This window comes from Pseudobutyrivibrio sp. YE44 (assembly GCF_900104335.1).
GTDB lineage: Bacteria > Bacillota > Clostridia > Lachnospirales > Lachnospiraceae > Pseudobutyrivibrio.
The window spans coordinates 41,490-58,110 of sequence record NZ_FMXT01000014.1 but is presented as its reverse complement, the minus strand read 5'-3'; the positions used below and the strand labels follow the sequence as shown (position 1 = coordinate 58,110).

The 16,621-nt window shown below is 37.3% G+C and carries 12 protein-coding genes, 1 rRNA gene and 1 other RNA gene; 2 read left to right on the top strand and 12 right to left on the bottom strand.

Annotation, left to right across the window (positions count from 1 at the left end; all coding sequences use genetic code 11):
* The 9 genes from BLR54_RS13475 to tadA form a co-directional block, all read right to left on the bottom strand.
* A 16S ribosomal RNA gene (locus BLR54_RS13475) occupies positions 1-166 on the bottom strand; the annotation flags it as partial.
* Positions 167-518: 352 nt separating this feature from the next.
* Positions 519-1,196: a CvpA family protein gene (locus BLR54_RS13470; protein WP_090421939.1), complete on the bottom strand. Its 678-nt coding sequence runs from the start codon at positions 1,194-1,196 to the stop codon at positions 519-521.
* Positions 1,197-1,209: 13 nt separating this feature from the next.
* The gene (locus tag BLR54_RS13465; protein ID WP_090421937.1) at positions 1,210-2,427 is read right to left on the bottom strand and encodes a DUF5711 family protein; all 1,218 of its coding nucleotides are present in this window, start codon (positions 2,425-2,427) and stop codon (positions 1,210-1,212) included.
* A 57-nt stretch (positions 2,428-2,484) separates the two neighbouring features.
* A complete protein-coding gene (gene glgB / locus BLR54_RS13460; protein ID WP_090421936.1) occupies positions 2,485-4,380 on the bottom strand; it encodes a 1,4-alpha-glucan branching protein GlgB in 1,896 nt (631 codons plus the stop codon).
* Positions 4,381-4,405: 25 nt separating this feature from the next.
* The gene (locus BLR54_RS13455; protein ID WP_090421934.1) at positions 4,406-7,186 is read right to left on the bottom strand and encodes a hypothetical protein; all 2,781 of its coding nucleotides are present in this window, start codon (positions 7,184-7,186) and stop codon (positions 4,406-4,408) included.
* Between the two features lie 122 nt (positions 7,187-7,308).
* Positions 7,309-9,594 carry a hydratase gene (locus BLR54_RS13450; protein WP_090421933.1) on the bottom strand — a complete coding sequence of 762 codons (2,286 nt, stop codon included), beginning with the start codon at positions 9,592-9,594 and terminating at the stop codon, positions 7,309-7,311.
* An 18-nt stretch (positions 9,595-9,612) separates the two neighbouring features.
* The gene (locus tag BLR54_RS13445; RefSeq protein ID WP_090421931.1) at positions 9,613-10,380 is read right to left on the bottom strand and encodes a hypothetical protein; all 768 of its coding nucleotides are present in this window, start codon (positions 10,378-10,380) and stop codon (positions 9,613-9,615) included.
* Between the two features lie 35 nt (positions 10,381-10,415).
* Positions 10,416-10,615, bottom strand: an RNA gene (ffs, locus tag BLR54_RS13440) — signal recognition particle sRNA large type.
* A gap of 50 nt (positions 10,616-10,665) precedes the next feature.
* Entirely contained in the window at positions 10,666-11,136 is a 471-nt protein-coding gene (gene tadA, locus BLR54_RS13435; protein WP_090421947.1) for a tRNA adenosine(34) deaminase TadA, read from the bottom strand.
* A 166-nt stretch (positions 11,137-11,302) separates the two neighbouring features.
* On the opposite strand from tadA, the gene BLR54_RS13430 reads away from it, so the two are divergent.
* Together BLR54_RS13430 and BLR54_RS13425 are read left to right on the top strand one after the other, a co-directional pair.
* Positions 11,303-11,998, top strand: a complete 696-nt coding sequence (locus BLR54_RS13430; protein ID WP_090421929.1) for an anaerobic ribonucleoside-triphosphate reductase activating protein — start codon at positions 11,303-11,305, stop codon at positions 11,996-11,998.
* Positions 11,999-12,019: 21 nt separating this feature from the next.
* The gene (locus tag BLR54_RS13425) at positions 12,020-12,568 is read left to right on the top strand and encodes a GNAT family N-acetyltransferase (protein ID WP_090421927.1); all 549 of its coding nucleotides are present in this window, start codon (positions 12,020-12,022) and stop codon (positions 12,566-12,568) included.
* Here BLR54_RS13425 and BLR54_RS13420 read toward each other — a convergent pair whose 3' ends face one another.
* The 3 genes from BLR54_RS13420 to BLR54_RS13410 all read right to left on the bottom strand — a co-directional run bounded on the left by BLR54_RS13420 (position 12,569) and on the right by BLR54_RS13410 (position 16,601).
* Positions 12,569-13,858: an alpha-amylase family glycosyl hydrolase gene (locus tag BLR54_RS13420; protein ID WP_090421925.1), complete on the bottom strand. Its 1,290-nt coding sequence runs from the start codon at positions 13,856-13,858 to the stop codon at positions 12,569-12,571.
* 80 nt (positions 13,859-13,938) lie between these two features.
* Positions 13,939-16,116, bottom strand: a complete 2,178-nt coding sequence (locus tag BLR54_RS13415; RefSeq protein WP_090421924.1) for a YhgE/Pip domain-containing protein — start codon at positions 16,114-16,116, stop codon at positions 13,939-13,941.
* The gene (locus tag BLR54_RS13410; RefSeq protein WP_090421922.1) at positions 16,113-16,601 is read right to left on the bottom strand and encodes a hypothetical protein; all 489 of its coding nucleotides are present in this window, start codon (positions 16,599-16,601) and stop codon (positions 16,113-16,115) included. The genes BLR54_RS13415 and BLR54_RS13410 overlap by 4 nt, the downstream gene beginning before the upstream one ends.
* Between the last annotated feature and the right edge of the window lie 20 nt (positions 16,602-16,621).

Sequence of the window (16,621 nt, the reverse complement as noted above, 5' to 3'; positions counted from 1 at the left end):
GTTGTCCCCCTGTACAAGGTAGGTTACCCACGCGTTACTCACCCGTCCGCCACTCAGTCAATAATCCGTCACCCCGAAGGGATCGTGGAAAATTGCTTCGTTCGACTTGCATGTGTTAAGCACGCCGCCAGCGTTCATCCTGAGCCAGGATCAAACTCTCATGTTAAAAGTTTAATTCCGAATCAGTATAAAACTGACTTGTTTACTAATAAAGGTTTGTATTGTTTCGTCTAGAAACTAAATGAATTTCAAGGATACATGTTTTAAAAACTTGTATTAATTCAAGGTTTGTTTCACTGTTCAGTTATCAATCTTCGCTTTGTTGTTGCTCTCAGCAGCAACTCGTATATACTATCATGAGAAGCTATCTTTGTCAACAACTTTTTTGATTTATTTTTCAAAATCCATTCTTTGAAAACTTTCTGTTTTCAAGGCTTTTCCGCTATTAGCGGAACGAATAGTATAATATCATCCGAAACCGCTTATGTCAACCGATTTTCAAAAAAAATCTAATGTCTTTATATTTCGATAATTTGCTCTATTATGTTGATTTGATATACATAATCCATAAAAGAGTTTGATGTAGTATTTGAGATTATAAACTGTCCATATATTGTGGTTGGAAAGCAATCTGCTAAATACATAAACAGCCAGGTCAACATTAATCCTTCTGCAAATCCTGTTATGATTCCCAAAAGAGAATTTACTGTATCTATTCCAGGGAGTTCTCCTATAAATACTATGAGTTTATCCAAGATGAAAAGCAGTAACACTCCAACAGCTACACTTATAATGAAAGCTATACCCTTTACAGCTGTTTCACTAAGCTCTGTAGATATTAGTTGAATCGTTGCTTCAACTGATTTATGAATAGTCTCATCAAATCCTTCTTTTATAGGCTTAGGAACCAGTTCCATTACTCCATCCATTCCAGATCCTTGCTTGGTTTCCTCTGATGCCTCATATTTCTCGTTTAGTCTTGTGGAGATTTGTTCCTGGACCATAGTTGGAATTGATGTATTTACATTTAAATAATCGGAGATATAATCACAGGCCATATTTACGAATATGAGAAGGAGCACCCATGAAATCACGCCATAAATAAGCCTAAGCATTCCCTTTCTTGCACCTCGTATCATGCAAAAAAGCATTAATAATATAAATATTATTAAGATTGGGTTTGTAAATTCTTCCATTAAACAATTCCTTCTATTTTAAGCTTATTTCTTCTGTTTTTGTTTCTTCTAAAACATAATATCTTCTTGAAGTTGCGCCTGGTATAATTCCGTATACCTTCTCATCAAAACTATAACTGAATTTTGCAAATCCTTGGTGATTGTATAAAGTTATGTTATTACCGTCTGAAATAAATATCTCGTTATTATCTAGTATGGAAACAGTGTTATAGCTTTGGCTTAATTCTTTTGACGCAGTTCTTAATCCATAGAGATTATATACATTCAGTTGGTTAACAATTGTACCATCCTCTTTTGCGGTTTCTGTTATGTATCCAAAATGAGTATCGTTGTAAAAAATGCTTTTCATCTCGCCTTCAATATTTAGTTCTTTTACAACGGTAGCTTTCAGATTATTATTGAAGATTATTATTCTATTATCTCCAAATGCAATTGCTTTATCTTTATCAACATATTCCACCTTTGGTATTAAAGCCCCTAGATATGTATTAGTAGCAACTATATTATCCTCTTCTTCTCTTCCAGCGCTTGTGAAATCATAGAATACCAATTCTGAAGTAAGCTCACCATTACTAACATTTATAATAGAAACTAATAATCTTGTAGCATCAGAAGATAGCGCCATCGATACAGGGAATCCACGATTTTCAGGATGTATTTCTCCTGATACCAATAAAGTTCCACGCTTATCGTACATCTGTATATAGCTTGTATTATTTTCCTGTAGTAAAAGTGCAACAGTTCCCTGAGATGCAACCTTTGCTTCAACAATAGGTATAGTAGTTGTTAGCTGCTTCACAAATCCTTTTGTGGAAAAAATGTCAACCTCAGTACCCTTTTTGTCATAGGCTACTACGTAGGAACCACTTTTTTCTACACTAGGATTAGTCATATTGAAAGTATAGTTCCAAATAAGCGAACCATCATAAGCAGTATAGAAGATGCCATCTCCACTATATTTCAACAAATTACCTTGAAAACTAGCAAAATTGCTTTCCGCAGAGTCAACTCTTTCCCAGGTTTTTGTTACCTCGTAATCATCGAAGGTTGTAACTATACGAATTACTACAACTGCAATAATTGCAATAACTATTAGCAATATTAAAAACATATATCGCTTCTTTGGCGGTTGATAGTCATCATCCTGACGCCTTCTTTCGACTATAGGCTCTTCGATTTCCTCTTCAGTTTCTTGCTTTCTTGGTATGGTTAATATTTTAAAATCTTCCATAAATAATAATTGTCCTTAAAAAAGAAATGGGCTGTAACCACAGCCCATATTGTTATTTTAATATGTAAAAATTGCAATTTGATATGGCGCAAGCGGGAATCCTACAGAATATTCTCTTCCATCACATTCCTCATGTTTAGGAATAATTGTCTCTGGAATGCATCCTCCATCTCCACCATACTGCTTGTTTTCGCTATCTAACAATAGCTTTAGCTTGCGGTTGGTAGGAACGCCCACACGATAATCTTCGTATTTCATTGGCGTCATATTGATTACAAACAGCATATCGTTCTTTCCGCTCTTTGACTTACGAATAAAACTGAAAATGCTTCTATATCCATCATTGGCATTTATCCATTCGAATCCTGCCCAAGAAACATCCTGCTCGTACATTGCTGGATATTCTCTGTAAATATGAAGTAAATCCTTAAACATGCGTGCAACATGTCTGTGATTTGAATTGTCTAAAACATACCAATCAAGCTCTCTTGCTTCACTCCACTCTGTCCCCTGAGCAAATTCCTGTCCCATGAATAAAAGTTTTTTGCCAGGATGACCCATCATGAAGGCATATCCTGCCATAAGGTTCTTATACTTATCAATTTCAAGACCTGGCATCTTTGCAAGCATTGAACCCTTAAGATGTACAACCTCGTCATGGCTGAGTACAAGGATATATCTCTCGGCCTCGTTGTAGCTCATTGCAAAGGTCATTTTGTTGTGATTGTCTTTTCTGAAATATGGGTCTAATTTCATATAATCAATGAAATCATGCATCCATCCCATGTTCCATTTGTAGGAGAAGTTCAAACCTCCGTTTTCAACATCCCCGGTAATCTTAGGCCATGCTGTAGATTCTTCTGCAATCATGACTGCACCTTGGTTTCTGCCTCTAATAAGGGTGTTAATATGCTTGAAAAATTCAATTGCCTCAAGGTTTTCATTTCCGCCATGCTCATTTGGTACCCACTGACCAGACTGCTTGCCATAGTCAAGGTACAACATAGATGCAACGGCATCTACTCTAAGACCATCGATATGGTAATGCTCAATCCACTGCAAAGCACTACCAATGAGGAAATTCTTAACCTCTGATTTTCCATAATCAAAAATCTTAGTTCCCCAGTCAGGATGCTCTCCCTTTCTTGTATCAGCATATTCATATAATGGCTGTCCATCAAAATCTGCTAAACCGTGAGCATCCTTAGGGAAATGAGCTGGAACCCAGTCAAGGATTACACCGATTCCATTTTTGTGTAAGTAATTGATAAGGTACATGAAGTCGTCTGGTGTACCATATCTAGATGTAGGTGCATAATATCCTGTTACCTGATAGCCCCATGAGCCATCAAATGGATATTCTGATATTCCCATTAATTCCACATGGGTATATCCCATGTCTAATACGTATTCAGTTATGCTATGAGCAAATTCTCTATAGCTGTAAAAGCCATCATTTTCTGGTCTAGGATGACGTTTCCATGATCCTGGATGAACCTCATAGATAGCCATTGGCTTTTCCCAAAAGTTACCAGATTTTCTCTGTTTCATCCAAGACGAATCAGACCATTTAAACTTAGTGTTGTCATAAATAATTGATGCTGTTCCTGGTCTTAATTCTGCATAGGTTGCATATGGATCAGCTTTATAAAGCTTATCTCCTGACTCTGTGTAAATTAAATACTTGTATAACTGTCCTTCTTTTGCCTCTGGTATGAAAGCCTCAAATACCCCTTGGCTTTCTGGTTCAATTCGCTGCATGAAATTCCTTGTTTCATCCCAGTTATTGAACTCACCAATAACGGCTACTTGCTTTGCGTGTGGTGCCCAAACATCAAAATATACTCCGTTTACCTTTCCTTGCTTGCCCTTGTGTGCACCAAGCTTCTTGTAAATGTCGTAGTGTGTTCCTTGGCCAAATAAGTAACCGTCTAATTCTGTGAAATTGCTCATATTTTTCTGTCTCCCCTAATTAGTATTAATCAAAATCCTTCTCTTTTAAGATGACGTTGCCGTCTCTATCGTATTTTGGCTTGTTGAAGAATCCACCTCTTGTAGATTTTTCAATAGCACCGTCCATGATCTCAGCAACCTCTTTTATTGTGGTAGCGTGATTATAACGGCCAATATTATTGATACGATTATAGAGAGCAAGTACTCCCATGTCATCGATAGTACAACCTGCCTCATAAGCATATGTTCTACCGAAGGATACTAATTCATCGATTGTAAATGCAGGAATTACAATCTTTTCTGTAAAGCGCTTAGCAAAAGAACTATCCTTTGCAAGTGCTCTATCAATTCCTCGCTTATTGTCTTCAATGATAATAATAGTTCCGGTGTTATCCTGCTCCATTAATAGAGATAGAGTAACTGCTGTTTCTTTTGAAATGTCACCAGCTGTCTCTATAATGAGGCAACCACCCTGAATCTTTGAGTAAAGCTTTTGAATATCCTTTTCATTAAGCTTTTCACCTGATATCTTTCCGATACCTCCCTTAGGATATCCGGTTTTCTTTTCCAGAACTCTGATGATGCTTGTGGCCATTTGGGTTTTACCTGAACCTGGCTCACCAATAATCATAATATTTCCGGAGTTAAGATGAGGTTGGTTGATTCTTTCTGAAACCCCAGCAAGTGCCTGACTTATTTTTTCCTTCATACCACTTATTGGAAGGAAATAAGAGAATGTCTCTAAATCCTCTTCATCAAGGTTAAGGTTTGGCACCTCTGACTGTATTGCCTGAGACAATACGTTTTCATCAACAAGCTGAGCATATTCCTCTGGCTCTATGACATTTTCAGAGATAATTGGCAATTCCTCTGATGTCATCATTTCTGGCATAGCAATCTCAGGCAATGGTACTTCTTCTGGAGATTCCATTTCTGCCATTGCTATATCAGGAATAGAGATTTCAGGTAATTCGTCTGTAATATCATACTCAGGCATCATTTCTGACTCCTGATACATCATCTCCGAATCACTATCAACATATTCCGAGTCATCTTCCATAATCTCAGACTCAAAAGTGCTTTCAGAAACACCTCTAATATCTGCCAATATATCCTCTGGTAACTGGATTACTGGAAGCTCAATTTCATCAATGCTAACAGCTGGTTCCTCTGGAGTAAACTCAGGAACAGCTTCTGGGATAGAATCCTGAACAGGTTCCTCTGCTGTAAGCCTATCTATTTCCTGCTGTAAAACCTTGTTTACATCAGCAATCATTTCTGAAGCTTCTTTTAAATCCACGTCCTCGTTCTCTCCATTGTTTAGTGTAGGTGGCCGCCAATTAGATGTCTCATCTACGGCATTTTCAGCCGAATGAACTATAGCTCCTGCTACACCAGCTGTTGCTCCTATTATAGCCGCCTCCTCTGGATGAACTATTGGAATATCAATTGAGCCTAATGGTTGTCCATTAATATTCAGTTTTGGTATAGAAAAGCCTTTCTCTTCTTCATAATTGTTAGGCTCATCTATGTTTTCATCAGAAACTGGTTCTGAAGATTCAACAGCATCAGCCAGTACTTCTGGTTCAACCTCTTGACCAGCTAAGTATTCTTCTTTTAAGAGATCAGCTGATGTCATTCCTGAATTAAGCTTAGACATTGCACCTTCTAAACGGTTAAGTACATTGTTAGCCTCTCTCAGTGCTCTAGCTCTAGCGCTTTCAAGCTCCTTAGATTTAGCATCCTCCATTGCAGCTTCTGCTGCACGCTTAGTTTTTTCCCATTCAGCAAGTACATCCTCTATGGTCATCTGTCCTTCGATTTGTTCATCATCGCTAGATGTCTCATCTGTCAGTCGAAGACTTATTTGTCCGTCGTATCCTTCTTCAAGGTACTGCTGGAATGTGTCGTTTACTGAAAATGAGTCATCTACTTCATTAGACTTCTCTTCTTCAGGAACCTTAAGATATGGAATTTCCTCTACGAGAGTCTTGATATTGTCCATGTTCTCAGATACTTCACCAGTATCTGTTGCTTTCATGATTTCATCTATATTCTTCTTTATTTCTGCCTGAAGATTAATGGTGTCAAAGCGCTCTGGACCAGTTGGCAACTTAATGTTTGCAATAGCTGGCAAGATTTCACTAGATTCTGCCACTGGCTTAGGACTAATTTCTGTAATTCCATCTTTTTTCTGCTGGAAGCTACGGTATTTATCCTCTTGAGTCTTGTCGAGAGGTTGATATAACATCTTAAGCTCTAAAGCACGCTCAACCACTGGACCATCTCCAAACCAAAGTATTATTTCATCGCAAAGGCTAATGCATTTTTCAGCTTGGTTTGTTTTGTGATAAAGATACGCAAGCTCATAAGCCCACTCCTCAATAAAATCATTTTCCTTGAGTTGCTCAAGAATAGTGATAAGAGTGGACACATCTGCACCTTTTGCTGTATTAATATTGTATTTCAGGATAAATCTAAGACTATCATGAGGAGCGATTTGTACAAACTCATTGTAGTATTCCTGCGCTTCGTCAATATCCTTTAGCTTGATGGATATCATACAAAGCTTGTACAAGATCATTCTTCCGATAGGAGAACGCTCATGAGCAAGAAGAAGCAAATCCCTTGCTTCCTCCACTTTTCCTGCTGACTCGTAGCACTCACTACCTGCAATAAGATCGTTGATATTGTGAATCTTTCGCCAATTAACTGTCTCCGCAACTGACATGGCATCAGCAAATTTATTTTTTGAGATGAGATCCTTCATCTCTTCGATTCTGTTTCTGTATTCCAATTTTTCCACAGTATTATTTCTCCAAAACTACATACTTATAGTTATAGAAATTTTAACATAGCTTATCTCTAAAATCAAAAAACCGAGAAGTTTTTTCTCGGTTTTTTAGGATTTTTTATTTTATTTTTTAACTATTGTCTGTTGTAGTTTATAAGGCATCCCTTGAGAATAATCTCACGTTCATCGTCTGTAAGTTGGCCTAATGTCATTTCAAATTCTTTTAAACCATCTTCCTTAACCACATATGCTTTGATTGTCTCAGATTTATTTACTACTGCATCCTTGATTCCTGGAATAAAGAGGAAATCAAGATTCTTGAAAGGAAGCTCTCCTTCTGGAATTACGAATGGAAGCATTCCCCAATTTATAAGATTTGAACGATATCTCTTTGTAGCATATTCGTTGGCAATATTTGCCCATCCTCCAAGAACCTTCTGACAAGATGCTGCCTGCTCTCTAGCTGAACCATCACCAGGCTTAACTGCAAAGATTGTTGAACCAACTCCAAAGTTGTCATGATTAACGTTTGGATATGTCTCCTTTACCTTATGAACAACCTTTTTCAGTTCTGGTACGGCATCTCCTGCGCACTCTCCAGCCTCAAGCGCCTTCTGAGCTTTTTGAATATTCTTTGCACGACCAACATACTCTGGATCCTTACGTGAAAGTGTAAACTCTGCAAGTCCAAGTGGGTTTGAACGATAAGATGATGTCTCTCCTGATGGAATAAGCTCATCAGTTGTAGTAACAGGGTCGTGAATCTCTGAAACTACCTGAAGGAACAAGTTCTCTGGAAGAGCACTCATCTTTGGCCAATCCTTAATATTTGGACCAAAGTGAATCTCTGTCTCAGGCTCTGCCTGTCCATGAGAATCAAATACACGATTAGCATAAATTCTACCATCAAAGTGGTATTTTGGCTTGCTGTAATCAACATCAATATCTGTTGCTGCTGTAAGATAACCCTTGTTTGCTGCTGTTGCAGCGATTGAACGAGCATCCATAAGAGCAACTGATGCTATCTGACCATTCTGAAGCTTAGAACCTTCACGGTTAGGGAAGTTTCTAGTAGAGTGGCGGATTGAGAAGCCATTGTTAGAAGGTGTATCACCTGCGCCGAAGCATGGTCCACAGAAGGCTGTCTTTACAATAGCACCTGTACTCATGAGATCAGCAACTGCTCCATTCTTAACAAGCTCCATATATATTGGAGTAGAAGCAGGATATACAGAAAGAGTGAACTCATCTGGCCCAATGCTTGTGCCACGGAGGATATCTGCAGCATCACAAATATTTTCAAAACCACCACCAGCACAACCAGCGATGATACCCTGATCTACATATAATTTGCCGTTTCTTACCTTATCCTTAAGCGAAAACTCAACCTGACCATCAAGAGAAACCTTTGCTCTCTTCTCGCAGTCATCAAGAATATCCATAAGATTAGCGTTTAATTCTTCAATTGTGTATGTGTTGCTTGGGTGGAATGGCATTGCAATCATAGGCTTAATCTCATCAAGATTAATTTCAATCATGCCATCGTAGTAAGCAACCTGTCCTGGATTAAGCTCTTTGTATTCTTCCTTACGACCATGAATCTCGTAGAATTCCTCAGTCTTTTTATCAGTAGTCCAAATTGAGCTAAGGCAGGTTGTTTCTGTAGTCATAACATCCACACCAATTCTGAAGTCCATAGAAAGATTTGCTACACCTGGTCCTACGAACTCCATAACCTTATTCTTAACATATCCCTTGTCGAATACTTCACCGATAATTGCAAGAGCAACGTCCTGTGGTCCTACGCCCTTTCTTGGTGTACCTGTCATATATACGGCGATTACACCTGGCATAGCTATATCATAGGTCTGGTTAAGAAGCTGCTTTACAAGCTCTGGTCCACCTTCACCCATTGCCATAGTACCAAGTGCACCATAGCGAGTGTGCGAATCTGAACCAAGTAACATCTTGCCACTTCCTGCCATCATCTCACGTGCAAACTGATGAATAACAGCCTGATGTGGTGGAACGTAAATTCCACCGTATTTCTTAGCACAAGTAAGACCAAACATGTGGTCATCCTCGTTTATTGTACCTCCTACTGCACAAAGTGAGTTGTGACAGTTTGTAAGGCAATATGGGATAGGGAATTTCTCAAGTCCTGAAGCTCTTGCAGTCTGGATAATTCCTACATAGGTGATATCATGGCTGATTAATTTGTCGAACTTAATCTGCAAATTATCCATGTTGCCTGAGGTATTGTGACTTTCTAAAATACCATATGCCATGGTTGCCTGATGCGCAGATGTTTTATTAACGTCCAAACCAGTTGCTGCTTTAATAGCGGCTGCTGCCTCATGACCATCTTCAACTATCTGTGTGCCATTAATTAGGTATACTCCGTTGTTGTAAAGCTTCATTCCTTATTCTCCTTTTACTTAATGCAATTTACCAAAAAGACCTCCAAGGCCCTTCTTACCTGATTTCTTAGGTTCTTCTCCTGACTCTTCCTCCTGCCATTTAAAATATTCAGCATCCAAGTCTTCAGAGGAAATAGCATTTCCCTCTTCGTCTAAGTCTCCAGCAGGCTGGTCTAAATCATCACCAATATCTAAGCCCGCTCTTGCAAAATAGTCCTTATCAATTCTAATTTCTGGAGCAGCGTATTTTGGAGCATCATCAAACTCCTCGTCTGTTCCATTTTCTTTTTCCTTGAGGCGACGCATGTTCTCCTCATCTATTAGTCTTAAATATTTCTGAGTATCAATCAAATCATTGAGATGACTCTTAAGCTCTAGCTGATTGCTTTTTACAGCTTTTGTCTCTTCCTTGATTTTCTTAATAGCATCATCATAAATTTTGGAAACGGCTTCTTCTGACTCTTTGATAACATTTTGAATGCTATCTAAAGCACTATCTGTGTACATGATTGAAGCAGCATAAATATCCTCTGCTTTTCTTGTAGCATCAAATACAATATCATCGCCCTGCTTTTGCATTTCACGGTTAGCCTTATCACGACTCTTAGCAGTAAGCTCGTATTCCTCCATCATTTCATACATGCAACCATTTAATTCTTTTAATAAATCCATCATGGCATTTTTATCCACGATGACATTTCTTGTGCTTCCTTCATACGGCTGGGCCTTTGAAAAAAGAACATGCATGTCTCTTAAAACTTTTTCGGTTCTATCTTGAGCTCCCATATTTTTCCTTCCAAATTTTAAAATATATAAAAATACCGAGCCGCTATACAGATATCAATTGGTAGCCACCCTGAAAATGCTCCCTCCAGGCAACCCCGCGTCAGATGAGCGGGCCTACTTAGTGCTGCTGCATTCCTGCCCTGACACGATTCATAGGTGCCCATTACGCAGGACCCAAAGATCAGCACACCTCCAAGGCAGCCGCCAAGTGATATCTATATTTTGCTATGCTCGGAGCCTTTATTCTATGAAATAAAGGCGATTTTGTCAATAAATAACTGGTATCTACATTAATTGATTTTTCTGTTCTCGCAGTTCTTCAAAGAATTTAGTCATCATTTCTGTACATCTTTCCCCTAAAACTCCAGTCTCCAAATCACAAACATGATTAAACTGATGCATCTGAAGGATATTAAGTACTGAACCTGCGCAACCTGCCTTTGGATTCATAGCACCAACCACGACCCTAGGTATTCTGGCTTGAACTATTGCTCCAGCGCACATTTGACATGGCTCCAAAGTCACATACAATGTGCAATCCTCAAGTCTCCAGTCCCCAGTCTTTTTACAAGCCTCCTGAATGGCAGCAATCTCAGCATGGGCAAGAACACTTTTATCAATATTACGACGATTATAGCCTCTTGCTATGATTTTGTCATCCTGAACTATAACGCAACCGATAGGAACTTCATTGATGTCGTAGGCTTTTTTTGCTTCCTTTAAGGCCTGTTCCATATATTTTTCATATGTTTTCAGGTTCTTTTTTTCAAGCTTTTCTGCCTGTTTGGCGATTCTTCTTTCTTGTCGTTCTTCCTTCGACATCATGGAATTTTCCCTCCTGTTTTGCTATACTTTTCTTTAATAAATAGTACATTTTAGGCTATTTCATGTTAACACTTTTATCATTAAAAGGAAATGACTTATGCTTATACTAGGGCTGCAAAAAACAACACTTTTAGACTATCCGGGGAAAATTGCCAGCACCATTTTTACCGGTGGTTGTAATTTTAGATGTCCATATTGTCATAATAGAGATTTGGTTATTCCTCCTAAAGACGTTATCGCTTATTCAGAAGAAGAAATTTTTTCTCACCTATCTTCAAAGAAAAAGGTATTGGATGGCGTTTGTATTACTGGAGGAGAACCAACCTTACATAAAGATCTACCTGATTTCATAAAGCAAATCAAGGATTTAGGTCTTATGGTTAAGTTAGATACTAATGGTACAAATCCAGAAATGCTCAAAGCACTCATTGATGCTAATCTTTTGGATTATGTTGCAATGGATATTAAGCATTCAAAGGATAAATATAATACTATAGCATCCATGAATAACCTTGATATATCTGTCATAGACAATTCTGTTCAAATACTTACGTCATCAAATATTGATTATGAGTTTAGAACAACCATCATGAAAGAATGTCATTCTTCGGAAGATATGGAAGATATAGGCAAGTGGCTGAAGGGAGCAAAAGCTTATTATTTACAAAGCTATAGAGAATCAGAACAGGTTATTAATCCTATTTTTTCACCACATGACCGTTCAACCTTGGAAAGCTTCGTTGAATTACTGAAACCATATATACCAAACACTAATCTTAGAGGTATCGACTAAATTTCATTACAGGGGGAACTTATGAAATTTGAGATTAACACTGAGAGACTAGATTTAAGAGTTCTCACAAAGCAAAATGCAGACATGGTTTTAGACTTTTACATCCGTAACAGAGATATTTTTGAAAAATATGAACCTGTTATAGGTGATGATTTCTATACCTTGGCACATCAGCAAAAAATCTTAGATTTTGAGTATCAAAACATTTTAAAAATGGTTATGATGCGTTATTGGATTTTTGAAAAAGATAATCCTTGCCAGATTATTGGAACCGTAAGCTACAGAAATATAGTTAGGCCCATCTATGAAAGCTGTACAGTAGGATACAAGATGGACAGGGACTACACTAATAGGGGATACTGCAGTGAAGCTTTGGCAAATAGTATTCCACTTCTTGCCAAAGAACTTGGAATTCACAGATTTGAAGCTCTGATTTTGCCAGATAATGATCCTTCTATTCACATGGTCGAAAAGCTTGGCTTTAAATTTGAAGGCATCCTCCGAGATAAAATCATTATCAACGGAGAACGCCTTGATCATTGCATGTTTTCCTATTTAGCAAATAATTAGTTACTTTATGATTTTGCTGCCATGTGGCTCCAGAACAAAGTCAAAATGCTGTCCTCTATAATCAAAGGATATTGGCTTTTCTTGAGCTGTATTGTTCAAAGCAACTAAAACAAACTCGTCATCTAAGGCTCTGGCAAATACCAGGGTCTCATTTTTTACTTGAACTTCCTCATATCTTCCTAACTGAAGAGCCTTTGAGTTTTTACGCACATCTGCAAGTGTCTTTATATGATCAACGAGGTCTGGATTATTTAACTTTTCTATATCCAGCTCTGGTCTAAGTGCATAATCTCCTTCTCCCGCTTTTTTATCACCTTCAATTCCATATTCGCTGCCATAGTATATTGATGGCAATCCTGGCATAGTAAATAACAAGGTGTAGGTCGGGAATATATTTGCCTTGTCATTAAGCAAGGTTGCTATTCTGTTTACATCATGGTTATCAATGAAATTATAAAGATACTTGCCGTAGTATAAACCACCTTGACCCCACTGACGCTTCATAGCATAGTTTATTTCAAAATAATTGTGGTCATTATGGCTGGAATATATACCCTTCCAACATTCATAATTTGTTACTGCATCCAGCATGTCCTCATTTACATAAATATTATAATCTCCATGAATTATTTCACCCATTAACCAAAAGCTTGGTTTCTTCTGCTCAGTAAAGCTTTTTAAACGTTTAAAGAAATCACGCTGAATACAATCTGCTGCATCTAGTCTAAGTCCATCAATATCAAACTCATCTATCCACATAGCAACTGCATTTAATACGTGGTTATTCACATCTTCACACCAGTAATTCAACTTAACCAGCTCTTGGGCTCCAGACCAACATTCATAGGAAAAGCCGTCATTATACCAATTGTTTCCACCAAAATTTAGACCTGCAATCCACTCTTTATAGCTTGAGGCCTCTCGCTTCTCTTTAACATCTAAAAATGCCTTGTGTCCTCTACCAACATGGTTAAATACACCGTCCAACACTACCTTTATTGAGGCATCATGACAAGCTTTAACAACTTTTTTAAAATCGTCATTTGTGCCAAGTCTTGTATCTAGCTTGTAATAGTCAAAAGTGTCATATCCATGTGTTCCAGATTCCCATATTGGACCCAAATAAATTGCATTAACACCAATTTCAAGCATATGTGGAATCCAGTCTATTAGCTTTAATATCCTGTGACCAGCTGTTTCTTCACCTTTATTTTCCCTAGGACAACCAAAGGCTCCTAATGGATAGATGTGATAAAAAATGCTCTCTTTAACCCAACTAATATCTCTCATGATGTCCTCCTTACTTATTTTTTAAGGAATTAATTCCTTTAATTGCAAAAAGGCAAGACGTAATTGCCTTGCCTTTTGTTTTATAATAGTATACCAGATTTTTCTTTACTAATTTCGATTTTTTCGTTAAGAATCTTGAATGGGTGATACAGAATAACACCAATAAAGATAGCTACACCTACATAAATCAACAATGTAAGCATACAGTCTCTATAGGTGTGCTCATAAAAGCCTCCTATACATTCACGAACCGCATTCATAGAATAATTAAATGGCATAAACTTGTACAATGCTTGGAATACATCCGGTAAAACTTCTATTGGGAAGGTTCCACCTGCACCTGCAACCTGTATTACCATAAGGATTACTGATAATGCTTCGCCTATATTTCCGAAGGAATATGTGAAAGAGTACAGTAATAACGAATATACAAAAGATGTCCATGCACATGCCGCCCAAAATAGTAATCTGTTTTGACACTGTATTCCTACAAATAAAAATGCCCCAAGTACAGTAATTAAAGTTTGGATTTGTCCTATCATACAAGTTACGAAAAATCTTCCGAAAAAGCATTCCCAGTTCTTTAGATTGTTCATTCCTGTAGTGTCTTTTATTTCTGTCTTTAGGATTGTAGACATGATTAGAGCACCAACCCAAATGGAAAGTATAATGTAGAATGGCGCTGTCATTGAACCATTATTTTCTACTTCATACACATATTCATTGGATACCTCAACTGGGCTGCTTATAAAATCTGATAGTAATTCAGGGTCAGAACGAAGTAGCTCCATTACTTTCAAATATGCCTCATTCTGATTTAAGCTCTTTATATCTTCAATCAAACATGAAAGCTTCTTTTCCATCTCTATAGCTTCGTCTCTTGATTTAACAAGACCACCTTCAGATTGAGAAAGAATCTTTTTATAATCGTTCAAATTGGCAACTACCATATCAATGCTCTTTGCATTGTATTTCACAAGCTTCTTGACTTCTGAAACGGTAGCCGATGCCGAATTAATAGCTTCTCCCGCCATTGGGGACAACTTACTTGAATAATTATCTCTAATATCCTTAGCCTGTGTTAAGACATTATCTGTATCAGTTACAGTTTTATTTCTGATTTCATTAAGATTTGCTGCACTGTTTTCTTCAGCCACCACAAATTCATCTATATCTGTTTTTATAGTCGCAAAGTTTGTATTTAGCGTTTCTATTGTTGTTCTTATATTCTCAGGAATATATGGATAAAGCCAGTTATCTTTTATTAGAGTATATATTCCGTCTACCTCTTCTGTACCACTCCATTTTTCATAGGCAAGATTATATAAACCTTGTATTTCTGGTCCGATTTTTGGACCTCCTACAGTATAATCGCTTAATCTTTTATTTATTACAGAAATGGTTGTACTGAATTCGTCTAATTTAGTATTTAATGAGTTTATCCTAGTATCTACTGTATTTTTTGCAGATTGTACATCCTGCTCAACGTTACCAGTATCTCCCTCCATAGAGGCCGTCATATCTTCTGCAGTCTTAGCTATTGCTTTTGCCGAATCTCCAACTGCTTTTCCTGTCTCTGCTATCTGTTTTGTAGAATCCATTAGAGCAATATAGGAATCAAGAATTACAATTATGCCATTTAAGTCGGAATCAAGTCGCTCTAGCTTTGCTATTCCTTTTCCGGTAATATTTCCCTGCTCATCAACAGTTGCAAAATATTCTCCAGCCTTTAGCAATACCTCCGCTACAGTTCCCACAAAGGCATGATCTACTTCTCTTTCGATTGTTGTCTTTACCTTTGCTGTGATTTTAGGTGCAATAGCGTTCTTTTTCTCATTTTCATAATAAGTAATCTTAGGATTCTCAATATTACCACCTAAAAAACTTATCATGTTTGCGCTAAATTCTTCATCAATAACAAGGGCTGCATAATATTCACCAGAATGAACCCCTCGAATTGCTTCTTCTGCATCTTCGGTGAATACCCAGCAGATAGAGTCATTTGTCTTAAGACGACTTATTATTATCTCACCAACATTTACTTCTTCTGTACCAATTACAATTCCCTGGTCTGAAGATGCCACCGCAACCTGAAGATGTTTTGTAGCATCCTTGCCGTAAGGATCCCAGTTAGACAATATATTGAACCAAGCATAAAGGCATGGTATTACTGTTAATCCTATTATTACTACCATTGCCACAACATTGGTAGATAACCTCTTTATATCTGATGCGACTATTTTAATTATATTTTTCATTTCTTAAGCTTATCTCCCACTGATTGGATATCACTTTTAATCCCTTGTTTTATTTCTTCTCTCTCTTTTTTTATTTCTTGCTTTTCTTTCTTAATCTCTTCTTTGATACCCTTTTTGATTTCTTTAATATCTTCCACCATTTCTTTTCTGACATTGTTAATGTCATCTATTCCTTGAACAACTTCATTTCCAATCAATGCTTGTTTTTCATCCTGTTCAAGTATTCCAAATTCCTTAAGATGCTCCTGTAATTTAAAATCCATATATTCCACGTACAGAAGATAAAAGGAAATACCAAACAATGAAATAATCCACAATACAAGGAATACTAGCTTCGATCTATTTGAAATAAAGCTAATTGCCAAGAAAATCAAGGGAAGAAGGATATTTACTTTCAATCCAACTCTTATTTTCTTTTGATTCTTAACATGTATTTCCTCTTGAAGATTATAGAATTTATCATACATTTCTTCTTTTTGATTCATGAGTGCCTCCAAAAACTGCA